Origin of the sequence: Cellulomonas sp. WB94 (assembly GCF_003115775.1) — a bacterium.
In the GTDB taxonomy this organism is placed as follows: domain Bacteria; phylum Actinomycetota; class Actinomycetes; order Actinomycetales; family Cellulomonadaceae; genus Cellulomonas_A.
Genome location: NZ_QEES01000002.1, coordinates 442947 through 456630, shown reverse-complemented (window position 1 = coordinate 456630; position 13684 = coordinate 442947). Strand labels below are relative to the sequence as shown.

Sequence of the window (13684 nt, the reverse complement as noted above, 5' to 3'; positions counted from 1 at the left end):
CGTGGACACGATGAGCATGGTCGACAGCCGAGAGCCCGGCGGAAGCCCCGTCGCCGTCCTCGACCCGATGCTGCCGCGGCGGTTCCGGATCGGGCGGACCCGCCAGGACACGCGGGACACCTACACGTTCGAGCTCGAACCCGTCGAGGGGGAACCGCTCGTCTACGCCGCCGGGCAGTTCACGATGCTCGACGCGTTCGGGGTCGGTGAGGCGCCGATCTCGATCAGCGGCAACCCGCTCGCGCTGGGCCCTGTCGAGCACACGATCCGCGACGTGGGGGTCGTCACGCATGCGCTGATCACCGCCCCGACGGGCGCCGTGCTGGGCGTGCGGGGGCCCTTCGGGACGTCGTGGGACGTGACGGACGCTGCGGGCGGCGATGTCGTCTTCGTCGCCGGCGGCATCGGGCTGGCGCCGCTGCGCGGGGCGATCCTCGAGCTGATCGCCCAGCGGGACCGGTACGAGCGCGTCGTGCTGCTGTACGGCGTGCGCACGCCCGAGGACATCCTGTTCGGGGACGAGCTGCGCACCTGGGCCAAGGACAACGGCATCGTCGTCGAGGTCACGGTCGACAACGCGCAGCACGCGTGGCGGGGCCGGGTCGGCCTGGTCACCCAGCTCGTGCCGCGCGCGGGCTTCGACGCCCGCCGCACGACGGCCTTCGTGTGCGGGCCCGAGGTGATGATGCGGTACGTGGCCTCCGCGCTCGTGGACCGCGGTGTTCGGGAGAACCGGATCCGCCTGTCCATGGAACGCAACATGAAGTGCGGCGTCGGGCTCTGCGGGCACTGCCAGCTCCGCGAGCTCTTCGTGTGCGTCGACGGGCCGGTGCTCACCTACGACCGGCTCGCCCCCCTGCTGTCGAGCCGGGAGCTGTGAGATGACCACCGGTGCGTTGCCCACGTTGGCCGTGTGGAAGTTCGCGTCGTGCGACGGGTGCCAGCTGACCCTGCTCAACTGCGAGGACGAGCTCATGGCGCTCGCGGGCCAGGTCCAGATCGCGTACTTCCCCGAGGCGACGCGCGCCGTCGTCGAGGGGCCGTACGACGTGTCGCTCGTCGAGGGCTCGGTGACCACGCCGGACGAGATCGAGCGCATCGGGCAGGTGCGGGCGATGTCGCGCACCCTCGTGACGATCGGGGCGTGCGCCACGAGCGGCGGGATCCAGGCGCTGCGCAACTTCGGTGACATCGCGGAGTTCCGGTCCGTCGTCTACGCGCACCCCGAGTACCTGTCGACCCTGGCGCGGTCGACGCCGATCTCGGCGCACGTGAGCGTCGACTTCGAGCTGCGTGGCTGCCCGATCGACAAGCACCAGCTGCTCGAGGTCCTGTCCGCCTACATCCAGCGCCGCCGCCCCCGCATCCCGACCACCAGCGTGTGCGTCGAGTGCAAGCGGCGGGGAGCGGTGTGCGTCGCGGTCGCGCACGGCACACCGTGCCTCGGCCCGGTGACCCAGGCGGGGTGCGGCGCGCTCTGCCCGGCGTTCGCGCGCGGCTGCTACGGCTGCTTCGGACCGCAGGACACCCCCAACACGTCGTCCCTCGCCGACCGGCTGCTGGCCCTCGGGATGGACGACGACCAGGTCATGCGCATCTACCGGACCTTCAACGCCGCCTCCGAGCCGTTCCGCCGCGAGAGCGAACGGCACGAGGCCCCCCAGCCCGAGGAGGTGGGCTCATGAGCCACAAGCTGACCGACGGCGGCCAGGTGCTGCACGTGGGGACCCTCGCCCGGGTCGAGGGCGAGGGCGCGATGCACATCGAGATCAAGGACGGGCGCGTCAAGCAGGTCCAGCTGCGGATCTTCGAGCCGCCGCGGTTCTACGAGGCGTTCCTGCGCGGACGGGCCTGGACCGAGCCGCCGGACATCACCGCGCGGATCTGCGGGATCTGCCCGGTCGCCTACCAGTTCAGCTCGTGTCTCGCGATCGAGGACGCGTGCGGGGTCGTCGTGCCCGACGCGATCCGGACCATGCGCCGGCTGCTGTACTGCGGGGAGTGGATCGAGAGCCACGCGCTGCACATCTACCTGCTGCACGCCCCCGACTTCCTCGGCTACCCCGGCGCCATCGAGATGGCGAAGGACTTCGGCCCGGTCGTCGAGCGCGGACTGCGGCTCAAGAAGGTCGGCAACCAGCTCATGACGCTCGTCGGCGGTCGGTCCGTCCACCCCGTCAACGTCCGGCTCGGCGGGTTCTACCGGATGCCGACCGTCGCCGAGCTGCACGGGCTGCGGCCGGCGCTCGAGCGCGGGCTCGAGGACGCGCTCGAGACCGTGCGGCTGGTGTCGACGTTCGACTTCCCGGACATGGAGCAGCCCTGGACCTACCTCTCGCTGCGGCCCGAGCACGGCTACCCGATCGAGTCCGGCGACGTCGTGACCTCCGACGGCACGGCGTTCGACGTGCGCGACTTCACCGCGCACATCAAGGAGTTCCACGTCCCCCACTCGAACGCGTTGCACGCGAGCCTCGACGGCGGCGGGCCCTATGTCGTCGGCCCGCTCGCGCGGTACACGCTCAACCACGACCGGCTCTCGCCGCTCGCGCGGGAGGCCGCCCGCGAGGGCGGGCTCGACGTGACCTGCCGCAACCCGTTCAAGTCGATCATCGTGCGGGCCGTCGAGCTCGTCGAGATCTTCGTCGAGGCGATCCGGATCATCGACGCCTGGCAGGACGGCGTCGCGCCGTCGGTGCCCGTGCCCGCGCGGGCCGGCGAGGGGTTCGGGGCGACCGAGGCGCCGCGCGGCGTCCTGTTCCACCGCTACCGCCTGGACGCCGACGGGACGATCCTCGACGCGCAGATCGTGCCGCCGACCTCCCAGAACCAGCCGAGCATCGAGGCCGACCTGCGCACCCTCGTCGAGCAGTGGATCGAGCTGTCCGACCACGACCTGTCCCACCGCTGCGAGCACGCCATCCGCAACTACGACCCGTGCATCTCGTGCGCGACCCACTTCCTCGACCTCACGGTGGAGCGGTCGTGACGCCGAGCCGGATCGTCATCGGGCTCGGCAGCCCCGACCGCGGCGACGACGCCGTCGGTCCCGAGGTCGCGCGCCGTGTGGCCGCCCTGCACCTGCCCGGGGTCATGCTCGTCGAGCACGAGGACCCGACGGGCCTGATCGATCTGTGGGACACCGTCGACCTGGCCGTCGTCGTCGACGCGGTCCGGTCGGGTTCCGCAGCCGGCTCGCTGCTCGTCGTGGAGGCGGGGGCGGACGCCGGGCCGCTCGCTGACCAGGCCTGGGCGCGTACCGGACGCGGCGGCACGCACGCGTTCGGGCTCGCGGCCGCGGTCGAGCTCGCTCGGGCCCTGAACCGGCTGCCGCGCCGGCTCGTGCTCGTCGGGGTCGAGGCGACGGCGTTCGAGCACGGCACCGCGCTCGGCGCTCCCGTCGTGGCGGCGCTCGACGCCGTCGTGGCGACGGTCGTCGGGCTCGTGGGCACGGCGACGCCGCCGACGGCCTCGCCGCAGGTCGAGGGGGTCTGCCGTGTGCCTGGGTGAGGTCGTGCAGGTCGTCGAGGTCACACCTGACGGCGTCGTGCTCGCCAGCGCAGAGACTCGGACGCTGCAGATCTCGCTCCTGGCCCTCGACGGACCGGTCGCGCCCGGCGACTGGGTCCTCGCGCACTCCGGGTTCGCGCTGGCCCGGCTCAGCGCCGCCGAGGCGCTCGAGGCCCGCACGCTCCGCGGCAGCGTCCCGGCTCAGCCCGACCCCCGCTCGTCCGACCCCCGCCCGTCCAGCCCCGTCCCGATGGAGGCAGCACCATGACGAAGACCCGACGAGCGGGACTGCTCCTCGCCCTCAGCACCGCCGGCATCAGCGGCGTGGCTGTGTTCCTCAACGGCAACGGCGTGCGCGCGTTCGGCAACGCGTCGCTGTACACGACGGCCAAGAACATCGTCGCGGCCCTCGTGCTGCTCGTCGTCGTCGCGGTGGGCTCCCGCGGTGGGGCGCGCCTGGACCGGCCGACGGGGCCGCGGCAGTGGCTCGGGCTCGCAGCGGTGGCGGTCATCGGGGGGAGCGTTCCGTTCCTGCTCTTCTTCGAGGGACTCGCCCGGGCGTCGTCGACCCAGTCGGCCTTCATCCACAAGACCCTCGTGGTCTGGGTCGCAATGCTCGCCGTCCCGCTCCTCGGCGAGCGGCTGACCTGGGCCCATGTCGGCGCGATCGCCTTGCTCGTCGGGGGCCAGATCGGGCTGGTCGGCGGCGTCTCGGCCGCGCTGGGCTCGGGGGAGCTCATGATCCTGACCGCGACCCTGCTGTGGGCGGTCGAGGTCGTGCTCGCCAAGAAGCTGCTGTCGGGGCTGTCGTCGTGGACGGTCGGCGTGGCCCGGATGGGCGGCGGCTCCGTCGTGCTCGTGGCGTGGGCCGTGGCCCGTGGCCAGGCGGGCAAGCTGCTCACCATGGACGCCACGCAGTGGGGGTGGGTGCTGCTGACCGGGGTGATCCTCGCGGCCTACGTCGCGACGTGGTTCGCGGCGCTGGCCCGCGCGCAGGCGCTCGACGTCACCGCGGTGCTCGTCCTGGCGGCCCTCGTGACCGCCGGCCTGCAGGCGACGGTCGACGGCGCCGCGCTCGGCCCGCAGCTCATCTGGCTCGCGATGCTGCTCGCGGGCGGGCTCATCGTCTCGCTGCAGGCGTGGCGCGCACGCGACCCGCTGACCGCCGTGGCCACGGCCTAGGGGGCGGTCGTGACCGGCGGGCAGGTGAGCGGCGCGCTGCTGTTCACCCGGTACGCCTACCCGCCGAACGCGCTCGGCTACTGCGGCCCGGACGCGTCCCGCCAGCTCCTCGAGCAGGTCAGCGCGGGCCAGGACGACGCCGACCTGCGCCACCTCGCGCGCGGCTTCGAGGGTGCCTGGCCGTACCTCGAGCTCATCGCCGCCGCCAACGGGATCGGCGACCCGCTCGACGCCCGCGTCGTCGAGGCGTACTGGCTGGGCAACGCGCTGCTCGACCACGTGCCGGTCGCCATGACGGGGCGCTCGCTCGACGACAGGTTCCGCGTGCGCGTCGGCCGGTCGTGGTCGCGGCTCGCCGAGGAGATCCCGGGCGCGCAGCCGCACCACAGCTTCCATGTCTTCGGCGTGTACCCGTGGGTGGGGCTGCTGCGTGAGGGACGGCACGACGAGCCGCTCCGGGTGCTCAACCGGTGCCGCATCCGCTGGGGCAAGGTCGTCGAGGTCACGGGGGAGCGTGCGCTCGTGCTCAGCCGTCCCCTCGAGTGGGACGGCCGCGTCCTGCGCGAGGGTGCGCCCCGCCTGGAGCAGGTCGTGACCGCCGTCGACGGGCTCGGCCTGGCGGGGACCGTCGCGCCCGGCGACTGGTGCTCTCTGCACTGGGACTGGGTGTGCGAGCGGCTGGACCGCCCGCGCCTCGTCGCGCTGCGCTCGCGGTCCGCCCGGCAGCTCTCCGCGGTCAACGCGCTGCCGTTCTCCGCCCCGGCTAGCGTGCTCGCATGACCGGGTCGTCCACGAGCGGGACAGGTCGATGAGCGAGGCGGTCCGGGACGAGGCGTTCACGGACGTCGACGTCGCAGCGCGGTCGGACGCCCCTGCCGCGCCCCGGTCGGACGCCGCTCGGATCGTCCCCCTGTACGGCGTCGTGCTCGCGCTGCACGTCGTGGGGTTCGGGCTGTTCGTGCACTACGGGGGACAGCTGCGACTCGGCGGCGCGGGCGGCTCGTCGGCGGTGTATGCGGGCGCGGGGCTCACCGCGTACCTGCTCGGCGTGCGGCACGCGTTCGACGCCGACCACGTCGCCGCGATCGACGACACGACCCGCTACCTGCTGCAGAAGGGCCGCCGCCCGCTCGGTGTCGGTCTCGCGTTCTCGCTCGGGCACTCGACGGTCGTCCTGGCACTGTCCCTGGGGATCGCCTTCGCAGCCCAGGCGGCCGCGCGCGTGCAGGCGGGCTTCGCCGGCGCGAGCGAGGTCCTCGGGCCGGTCGTGTCGGCATGCTTCTTGTACCTGCTCGCGGTGCTCAACGGTGCTGTCCTGGTCGGGCTGGTGCGGACGTGGCGCGCCGCACGAAGCGGCCGGTACGACGACGTCGACCTCGCCGAGCTGCTCGCCCGGCGCGGGCTGCTCAACCGGCTGTTCCGCGGTCGCTACGACCGCCTGATCGACCACCCCTGGCAGGTGTACGCGGTCGGGCTCCTCTTCGGCCTCGGGTTCGACACCGCGACCCAGATCGGCGCGATCGGCCTGGCTGCGGGATCGGCAGCGGGCGGGAGCCTGCCACCGCTCGCGATCCTCGCCCTGCCGTTGCTGTTCGCGGCCGGCATGACCCTGTGGGACACGACCGACGGGGTGCTCATGACGCGTGCCTACGGCTGGGCGGCGGGTCACCCGCTGCGGCGCATCGGCTACAACCTCACCCTGACGGGCCTGTCGGTCGCGCTGGCGGCCGGGATCGCGACGGTCGAGGTCGTGCAGCTCGTGCGCGGCGCATGACAGCACCTGCCGCCAGACCCGGGAGGTCTGGCGGCAGGTGGTCACGGTCGGGCCGATCCCCGACCGAGCGCTCGCGGCTCAGGCGAAGCGGCGCCGGACGAGCGTCGCGACGACCGAGCCGATGCCGAACAGCGCGATCGAGGCGAAGCCCCGGCCCACGTTGCCGGCACCCGCGCCGTCGACCCCGGCGATCTCGATCGAGTAGGCGGTGGCCCCCGCAGCGCCCGACGGCGCCCCGTACGCCATGCCCTCGTCCGTCGCGCGCTGAGCGCCGGCTGCGATGACCGCGTACTTCACGCCGTAGTCGGCCGCGGTCTCCTTCCCGTTCGACACGAGCACCGAGGTGCCCTCCGCCGAGAGCTGCCCGGCGCCGTCGACGAGCGCAGGTGCCCCGTCCGCCGCGGTCGTGAGGCCGTCGGCGAGGGTCGTCGACCCCGAAGCGGCTGTCCGGAGACCGGACGCGAGGCTGCCCGCACCGGTCGCCAGGAGGGCCGTGCCACCTGAGAGCTGCGCGGCGCCGTCGGCGAGCGCGGGTGCGCCGCCGGCCGCCGTCGCGAGTCCCTCGGTGAGCGTCGTCGACCCTGCGGTCGCGGTGCGCAGGCCGGAGGCCAGGGCTCCCGCACCGGTCTCGAGCTGCGCCGTGCCGCCCGAGAGCTGGGCGGACCCGGCCACGAGCTGACCCGTCCCGCCGACCAGCGTGCCCGCACCGGTGCGGAGCGCGGACGCGCCGCTCGAGAGCTGGCCGAGGCCGTCGACGAGCGTCTGGCCGCCTGCCGAGATCTGCCCGACACCGCCGCGCGCCAGGCTGAGGCCGCCGCGCAACGTCGCGGCCTTCGGGTCGGTGGGTGACGTGACCGGGCTGCCGATCGCCGCGATCGCGGAGCTCAGGCCCTCGAGCAGCCCGGGCTTGGCCGGGTCGCAGACGCCGACGTACGACACCGAGCTCAGGCCGCAGCCCATGGTGAGCAGGGCGGTGTTCGCTGCGGGGTCGATCTGGGACTTGAGCGACGTCAGGCCGCCGTTGACTGCCGCCAGGTAGGTGGCTGCGTTGTCGAGCCCGGTGGCGCGGGTCCCGAGCGCCGCTGCGATGGCGAGCAGGGAGTCCTTCGTCGCCGACGACATGGCGGGGTCGGCTGCGGCGGCCGTGACGTCCGTCGCCGTCGCGCGCAGGTCGCTGCCGTTGCCGACGTACGAGGTCGCCGCGCCGGCTGCACCCTGCAGGTTCGTGAGGCCGGTGACCGCTGCCGCGATCTGCGTGCGGAGCTGGTCGATGCCGTACAGGAGTGTCCCGGCCGTCGTCTTCGAGCCGATGCCGGCCGACATCTTGGCCAGCCCCTCGGAGCCCTGGAGCTGAGCGAGCCCCGCGTCGATCTTGGCGAGCCCCCCGTCGACCTGGGTCAGCCCGGCGAGCAGCGCGGGCACCTTGCTGCCTGCCGACTTGAGCCCGTCGTCGAGCTGGGCGCTCCCGGCGGCGAGCTGCTGCGCGCCGGTGTCGACCTGCTTCGCACCGCCGGCGAGAGCCGATGCGCCGGTGTGCGCGGTGGTCAGGCCCGCTGCCAGCTGCGCGGCACCGGGCACCGCTGTGGCGCTCAGCCCCGTGGACAGCTGGGTGGCGCCGTCGCGGAGCCGGAGGAGCCCGCCGGCGAGCGTGGACGCACCGCCGGCCAGCCGGGCGGCACCCGAGTGTGCCGTCGTCAGGCCCGCGGCGAGCTGCGCCGCACCGGGCGCCGCCTCGTCGTTGAGGCCGGCGGACAGCTGACCGGCACCGTCGCGGAGCTGGACGAGGCCGTCGAGCAGGGTCGCGGCGCCGTCGCGCAGCTTGAGGACGCTCGAGTCGATCGTGATCGCGCCCGCGGTGAGGTCGACGCCGGCCTGAGCACCGCTCGCGTAGCTCGCCGAGCCGCCCTTGAACGACGTGCTGGTCAGCGGCGAGACCGGCAGCGCGGTCATCTTGGCGGGCGGGACGAACCCGTGGGTGATCTGCGCCGTGTACCCGAACTCGGCGGTCGCGGAGCCGATCGGCGGGAACAGGGTCATCTGGAATGTCATGAGCGTGCCGCCGCGGCCGTCGCCCGCGATGCTGGCCTCGCCCGACGTGACCGCCGTGAACGTCGAGGGCAGCGTCGTGACGAGCTGACCGATCATCGGCACGACCGTCTCGGCGGTCGTCGAGACCTGCGTCCCGGTGCCGTCGTCGTAGGAGACCGTGTCCTGCCGGGTGGTCTTGTTCGTGACGGTGTACCGGACCTCGAGCGTGCCCGACTTCCCCAGCACGCTGCCGGGGCTGACGACCTTGCCGTCGAGCGTGTAGACGACGGACAGGCCGAGCGGCAGTGCGTGGTCGAGGTCGCTGACGGTGCGCAGGCGCTGCTCGCCGTCGACGGTGACGTCCGTCGTGAGCGCGCCGTCGGCCACCGTGAAGCCGCCGAAGCCGTCGAGGTTGCGCAGGCCCTTGGTCGACACGGGGTTGGTGACGTGGGTCTTGCCCTGGCCCGTGAAGGTGAGCTGCTCGTAGACGCGGGCCTCCTGCTGCTTGCCGGTCGCGTCGAGCCGGGCCTGCACGGTCTCGGTGTTGGTCACGACGACGTCACCGGTAGAGGCTGTGGTCGCCGCACTGGTGGCGCTCGCGGGCGTCGAGGCGACGAGGATCGCGAGGGGCAGGGCGAAGCCGGCTGTCCCGACGCGGCGGAGCGAGCGCGAGCTGACGACGGAACGGCGGGGCGGGCGCGGGGCGGTGGTCCGTGCGGTCACGTCAGGCCTCCGGGGTGGGCTCGAAGGAGCGGAAGACGGGGGAGGGTTCCACCCGCTGGCGGTCGCGGTCCCGGATGGGCTCGCGGGCAGGCTCGCGGACGTCCTCGTGAACCTGCTCGGCCGTGGCTGACGTCGCTCGCTCCTGCGCGCGGTCGTCGGCGACGCTCGGACCCAGGAGTGAGGTGGCCACGAACCCGGCCCCGGCCGTGAGCAGGACGGCAGTCGCCGACGCGGGGGACGACGCGAGGAACGCGGTCGGGTCGGCGGCGTAGGCCGCCTCGTACGAGCCGGCCATCGCACCGGCACCGACGAGCGCGGCCCACAGGGGGAGCCGGCCGCGGGTCGCTGCCGCGACGGCGAGGCACACGAGCAGGACGACGAGGACGGCCACGGCGCGGCCGCTCGGCGCGTCGGGCAGGGTCGCGGCACGCAGCAGGTAGCCGATCCAGGCGGCGACGAAACCGACAGCGAACGCTCCGGCGCGCTGCGCGGGGGAGCGGTCCGGGACGAGGCCCAGCGCGCCGCCGAGGGCTGCGCCGAGCAGCGCGACCCCCTGGACGTCGGGTCCGAGGAATCCGGAGAGCAGGACGATCAGTGCAGCCAGGACGGCGAGGAAGATCCCCGCGAGCACGTGTCGATTCATGACCACCTCGTTGTGGTGAAGGGCGCGGAAGGAGCGGTCGTCCGGGGGCGCGGACCGGCGGCGTTGCCGGTCTCGGGAGCCCCCCGGGGAAGTGGAGCCAATGTCTACCAGCGGCCCAGACACCTAGCACAGTGAGTACTAGGTACTTTGGTCCTAGTGCCCCAGATCGTTATCGGACCGTGACATTCGGCGCGCCCGAGCGCGCTTCCACGCAGGTGGGCGCGTCGGTCAGCTCGTACGGCCCGGGCCGTACTCGTAGTGCCAGTACTCGGGGTACGCGCCGGACTCGCGCACCCGGGCCGGCGCGAACCATCCGAACGTCGGCGCGTTCGCCACGAGCCACGCGTACCGCTCGGTCCCGAACCCGTACACGTCGGGCCACTCCTGGACGTCGAGGGCAGTGCCGAGACCGTGCGACGACGTGCCGGGTTTCGCCGCGAGTGCGCCGTAGTAGGCGGCGATCCGCACCTGCTCGTCGTACGAGCGGTAGGTGAGATCCATCGCGAGCTGCTCGCCGAAGCGGGCGCGGAACGCGTCGTTGAGCCGCGTCAGCGCATCCGCTGCGTCGCAGCGCAGGTACTGCGGGCTGCCGATCTGATCGGTTCCCCAGCCGATCAGGCACATCGACGACATCGGCATGTGGCCGTTCGAGCCGTCGCCGGGCGCCGTGGGGACCGACGTCACCCAGACCGGCACGCCCCGTGCGGCCGCCTTGGCCTTCGCGGCTGCTGCTGCGGCAGCGAGGTCGCCTGCCGACGTGCCGGTCTCGGGCTGCGGGCTCGCGGTCGACGACTTCTTCGCAGCGGCGGCGGCCGCGGCAGCATCTGCGGCCTGCTGCCAGGTTGCCTGAGCGGCCTCGACGGCGGCGCGGGCCGTGTCGACGGCCGTGCCCGCGGCGAGGATCGCTGCGGCGTCGGGTGCCGTCGGGGCCGCCGGTTCGGCGGCGGCCGTGATCGCCGCGCGCGCCGCCTCGATGGCGGTCGCGAGCGCCTGCCGCACGGTGTCGTCCTCGACCTTGCCGTCGGATGCCGTGAGGACCGGCTCGGCTGCCGCGACCTGGGCCTGGACCGTCGTGACGGCGGCGCCGCGCTCGGCGGCGAGGCCGGCCTCGCGCGCGAGCCGAGCCGCCTCGGTGCGCGCAGCGGCCGCCTCGGCGGCGACCTGGGCCGCGAGCGTCGCGTCGGCCTCGGCTGCTCGCTGCGTCGCCGCCCGGACATCCGCCGCACGCGCTGCGCGGACCTGCACCACCGCGAACGACGCCGCGACGACGACGAGCACGACGGCGAGCGCGACGACCGGAGCCACCCACGTCAGCAGTCCGCGCCGCGCGGGGCCGGTCGAGGAGCGCTGAGCGTCCCTCGATGCGGTGTCGGGCCTCTCGTGGCTCGCCATTCAGCCTGCCCGCACGCCGATCTCGTCGATGCGCGCCAGCTCGGCGGCCGTGAGCGCGAACCCGAGGATGTCGAGGTTGGCGGCGATGCGGTCGCGGTGGACCGACTTGGGGATGACGACGACGTGGTGGTCGAGGTGCCAGCGCAGCACGACCTGCGCGGGGCTCACCCCGTGGGTGGCCGCGACCTCGACGAGGGTCGGGTGCGTGAGGTCGGTGCGCCGCAGCGGGCTGTACCCCTCGAGCTCGACCCCGCGTGCGGCATGGTCGGCCACCAGCTGCGCGTCGTAGTCCGTGGGGCTCCACGGGACCTGGTTGATCGCGGGCGCCTCGCCCGTCGCGGCGATGAGCTCGTCGATCTGCGCGACCGAGTAGTTCGACACGCCGATCGCGCGGACGAGGCCCTCGTCGCGCAGCTCGATGAACTTCTCCCACGTGGAGGGCGTGGCCTGCTTGTTCGGCGGCCAGTGGACGAGCCACAGGTCGACGTGGTCGGTGCCGAGGTCGATCAGCGACTCCTCGAGCGTCGCGCGCTCGCGGCCGGCGCGCTCCGGTGGGAGCTTCGTGGTGAGGAACACCTCGTCGGGCGGCACGCCCGACGACCGCAGCCCGCGACCGACCTGGGCCTCGTTGCCGTAGCCGGTCGCGGTGTCGATGTGGCGGTAGCCGAGCTCGAGGGCGGTCGCCGTGGCGAGCACGGCGCCGTCGCCCTCGGCCCGCCAGGTGCCGAGTCCGAGGAGCGGGATGTCGGCGCCTCGCAGCGCCAGGGTCGGGATCGGTGCAGCAGTCACCGGACCATCATGCAGGGTCGGCCCGGTCGGTGTCCCTGGGGGCTGTCGCTCGCGCCGAGCAGCCGCCGAGCAGCCGCCGAGCAGCACCGACCGGGCGCGGCCTCTCGCGGACGGCACCCACAGGGAGTAGAAGAGGTGAGTATGCAGACCAGCCCGACCTCCCTGACCGTGGCCGCCCTCGAGCTCGCCGAGCGGTGGATCGCGGCGAGCGCCGCGGGCCAGACCGCGAGCGAGCAGCGGACGACCGGCCGGCTCGCCGCCCTCGTCTCCGACCCGGCGGGCCTCGAGCTCGCGGTCCGGTTCATCGACCGCGTCGCGCGCCCCGACGACGAGCGCGTCGCCGCGCGCGAGCTCGCCGCCCTGACGGGCTACGCCTCTGCGGCGCGCGGGTTCCTCGGCCCGGTCGACCGGACGCTGCTCACGCTCGGTGCGCCGTTGGCACCGCTGCTGCCCCGGGCCGTCGTGCCGGCGGCGCGGCTCCGGCTGCGGCAGATCGTCGGGCACCTCGTCGCCGATGCGGGCGACGACCTCGCGGTGCACATCGCGCGGGCCGCGTCCGACGGGTTCCGGCTCAACCTCAACCTGCTGGGCGAGGCCGTCCTCGGGGAGACCGAGGCTGTCCGGCGGCTCGAGCGGGTGCAGGAGCTGGTCCGGCGGCCCGACGTCGACTACGTGTCGGTCAAGGTGTCATCCGTGGCGAGCCAGCTGTCCACGTGGGACACCGCGGGCAGCCGAGACCGGGTCGTCGCGCGGCTGCGCCCGCTGTACCTCGCCGCCGCCCGGCACGCGACGTTCCTCAACCTCGACATGGAGGAGTACCGCGACCTCGCGCTCACGGTGCAGGTGTTCGAGCGGCTGCTCCTCGACCCCGAGCTGCTGGGGCTCGAGGCGGGGATCGTCCTGCAGGCGTACCTTCCCGACGCGTCGGGGGCGCTCGACGAGCTGAGCGAGATCGCGGCCCGACGGCGCGCGCTCGGCGGTGCGCGGATCAAGGTCCGTCTGGTCAAGGGGGCGAACCTCGCGATGGAGCAGGTCGAGGCCGAGCTGCACGGCTGGGAGCAGGCGCCCTACCCCGACAAGCCCGACGTCGACGCCAACTACGTGCGCCTGCTCGACCGCGCGCTGCGGCCCGAGCGCACGCGCGACGTCCGGGTCGGTGTCGCGAGCCACAACCTGTTCGACATCGCGCTCGCGCACCTCCTGGCGGACGACCGCGGTGTCTCGGAGGCGCTCGACATCGAGATGCTCCAGGGGATGGCGCCCGCGCAGGCCCGTGCGGTGCGGGACGTCGTCGGTCCCGTCCTGCTCTACACGCCCGTCGTCGCGCGGTCCGACTTCGACGTCGCGATCTCCTACCTGGTCCGGCGGCTCGAGGAGAACGCCGCGCCGCAGAACTTCCTGGCAGCGATGTTCACCCCGGAGGATGAAGCCGGCCACGGGCTCGCGGGGCAGCGCGCAGCCTTCATCTCCTCGGTGCGGCGGCTCGAGGAGCCGGCGACGACGCCGCGGCGCGGTCCGCGTCCCGCACCGGTCGAGGCCGCACCGGGCGACCCGTTCGTCAACGCCGCCGACACCGACCCTGCGGTCGCCGCGTCCCGCGACTGGGCCGCCGACGTGCTCGTGCGCCAGGTCGTCGTCCCCCG

General features: G+C 73.8%; 12 protein-coding genes and 1 pseudogene. 9 read left to right on the top strand and 4 right to left on the bottom strand.

Going from position 1 to position 13684, the window contains the following annotated elements:
• Positions 1-10 precede the first annotated feature (10 nt).
• The 8 genes from DDP54_RS03250 to DDP54_RS03215 are packed head-to-tail and all read left to right on the top strand — an operon-like array spanning position 11 to position 6466.
• A complete protein-coding gene (locus DDP54_RS03250; RefSeq protein ID WP_197711299.1) occupies positions 11-880 on the top strand; it encodes an FAD/NAD(P)-binding protein in 870 nt (289 codons plus the stop codon).
• A gap of 1 nt (position 881) precedes the next feature.
• A complete protein-coding gene (locus tag DDP54_RS03245) occupies positions 882-1685 on the top strand; it encodes an oxidoreductase (RefSeq protein WP_109130534.1) in 804 nt (267 codons plus the stop codon).
• A complete protein-coding gene (locus tag DDP54_RS03240; RefSeq protein WP_109130533.1) occupies positions 1682-2989 on the top strand; it encodes a Ni/Fe hydrogenase subunit alpha in 1308 nt (435 codons plus the stop codon). Before DDP54_RS03245 ends, DDP54_RS03240 begins: the two co-directional genes overlap by 4 nt.
• Entirely contained in the window at positions 2986-3510 is a 525-nt protein-coding gene (locus DDP54_RS03235) for a hydrogenase maturation protease (RefSeq protein WP_158274437.1), read from the top strand. Before DDP54_RS03240 ends, DDP54_RS03235 begins: the two co-directional genes overlap by 4 nt.
• A complete protein-coding gene (locus DDP54_RS03230; protein ID WP_109130531.1) occupies positions 3497-3778 on the top strand; it encodes a HypC/HybG/HupF family hydrogenase formation chaperone in 282 nt (93 codons plus the stop codon). Before DDP54_RS03235 ends, DDP54_RS03230 begins: the two co-directional genes overlap by 14 nt.
• Positions 3775-4692 (top strand): DMT family transporter, encoded by a 918-nt coding sequence (locus tag DDP54_RS03225; RefSeq protein WP_109130530.1) that lies wholly within the window; start codon positions 3775-3777, stop codon positions 4690-4692. Before DDP54_RS03230 ends, DDP54_RS03225 begins: the two co-directional genes overlap by 4 nt.
• 9 nt (positions 4693-4701) lie before the next feature.
• Positions 4702-5472: a DUF6390 family protein gene (locus DDP54_RS03220; protein WP_242448193.1), complete on the top strand. Its 771-nt coding sequence runs from the start codon at positions 4702-4704 to the stop codon at positions 5470-5472.
• A 28-nt stretch (positions 5473-5500) separates the two neighbouring features.
• Positions 5501-6466: a HoxN/HupN/NixA family nickel/cobalt transporter gene (locus DDP54_RS03215; RefSeq protein WP_109130529.1), complete on the top strand. Its 966-nt coding sequence runs from the start codon at positions 5501-5503 to the stop codon at positions 6464-6466.
• A gap of 78 nt (positions 6467-6544) precedes the next feature.
• Here the strand turns inward: DDP54_RS03215 and DDP54_RS03210 are convergent, their stop codons facing one another.
• The 4 genes from DDP54_RS03210 to DDP54_RS03195 all read right to left on the bottom strand — a co-directional run bounded on the left by DDP54_RS03210 (position 6545) and on the right by DDP54_RS03195 (position 12041).
• Positions 6545-9217: a hypothetical protein gene (locus tag DDP54_RS03210; protein WP_109130528.1), complete on the bottom strand. Its 2673-nt coding sequence runs from the start codon at positions 9215-9217 to the stop codon at positions 6545-6547.
• 1 nt (position 9218) lies between these two features.
• Positions 9219-9860: a hypothetical protein gene (locus DDP54_RS03205; protein WP_242448192.1), complete on the bottom strand. Its 642-nt coding sequence runs from the start codon at positions 9858-9860 to the stop codon at positions 9219-9221.
• Positions 9861-10088: 228 nt separating this feature from the next.
• Entirely contained in the window at positions 10089-11252 is a 1164-nt protein-coding gene (locus DDP54_RS03200; RefSeq protein WP_109130527.1) for a M15 family metallopeptidase, read from the bottom strand.
• Positions 11253-12041 carry an aldo/keto reductase gene (locus DDP54_RS03195; RefSeq protein WP_197711298.1) on the bottom strand — a complete coding sequence of 263 codons (789 nt, stop codon included), beginning with the start codon at positions 12039-12041 and terminating at the stop codon, positions 11253-11255.
• A gap of 9 nt (positions 12042-12050) precedes the next feature.
• Here DDP54_RS03195 and DDP54_RS18880 point away from each other — a divergent pair.
• Positions 12051-13385 (top strand): annotated as a pseudogene (locus DDP54_RS18880) (proline dehydrogenase family protein); the annotation flags it as partial.
• Positions 13386-13684: the final 299 nt, after the last annotated feature.

Bases quoted from the DNA above. Each gene is read 5' to 3' on its own strand.
- DDP54_RS03250 (WP_197711299.1), top strand. From the start codon at position 11: ATGAGCATGGTCGACAGCCGAGAGCCCGGCGGAAGCCCCGTCGCCGTC.
- DDP54_RS03245 (WP_109130534.1), top strand. From the start codon at position 882: ATGACCACCGGTGCGTTGCCCACGTTGGCCGTGTGGAAGTTCGCGTCG.
- DDP54_RS03240 (WP_109130533.1), top strand. From the start codon at position 1,682: ATGAGCCACAAGCTGACCGACGGCGGCCAGGTGCTGCACGTGGGGACC.
- DDP54_RS03225 (WP_109130530.1), top strand. From the start codon at position 3,775: ATGACGAAGACCCGACGAGCGGGACTGCTCCTCGCCCTCAGCACCGCC.
- DDP54_RS03215 (WP_109130529.1), top strand. From the start codon at position 5,501: ATGAGCGAGGCGGTCCGGGACGAGGCGTTCACGGACGTCGACGTCGCA.
- DDP54_RS03205 (WP_242448192.1), bottom strand. From the start codon at position 9,860: ATGAATCGACACGTGCTCGCGGGGATCTTCCTCGCCGTCCTGGCTGCA.
- DDP54_RS03200 (WP_109130527.1), bottom strand. From the start codon at position 11,252: ATGGCGAGCCACGAGAGGCCCGACACCGCATCGAGGGACGCTCAGCGC.